Raw genomic sequence first — 420 nt, forward strand, 5'->3', positions numbered from 1 at the left:
ACGCGCTCGTCGCCCTCTTCGCCATCCTCAAGGCCGGTGGGGCCTACGTCCCCACGGACCCGACGTACCCGCGTGAGCGCCTCACCTTCATCCTCCAGGACTCCGGTGCGCGCCTCGTCCTCACGCAGCGGCACCTGGCCGAGCCGCTCGAAACGCCGGGCCTGGAGGTCGTGTGCCTGGACGACCCGAGCGTCGCCGAGGCACTGAGCCGAGAGCCCGAGAGCAACCCGACACGAATCACCTCACCCGAGCACCTCGCCTACGTCATCTACACGTCTGGCAGCACGGGCCACCCGAAGGGCGTGATGATTCAGCACGCCTCCGTGATGAACCTGCGTGCGGCCCTCGCGTCCACGGCCCTCGCCGGTCTTCAGGGTCCGCTGCGAGTCAGCCTCAACGCCCCGCTGGCCTTCGACGCGT

General features: G+C 69.5%; 1 protein-coding gene. It reads left to right on the forward strand.

What is annotated here, in order from left to right; translation table 11 throughout:
* A partial coding sequence (locus G4D83_RS45325; RefSeq protein ID WP_163871180.1) for an AMP-binding protein occupies positions 1-420 on the forward strand: 420 nt, incomplete at both ends.

Origin of the sequence: Myxococcus eversor (genome assembly GCF_010894455.1) — a bacterium.
Classification (GTDB): domain Bacteria; phylum Myxococcota; class Myxococcia; order Myxococcales; family Myxococcaceae; genus Myxococcus; species Myxococcus eversor.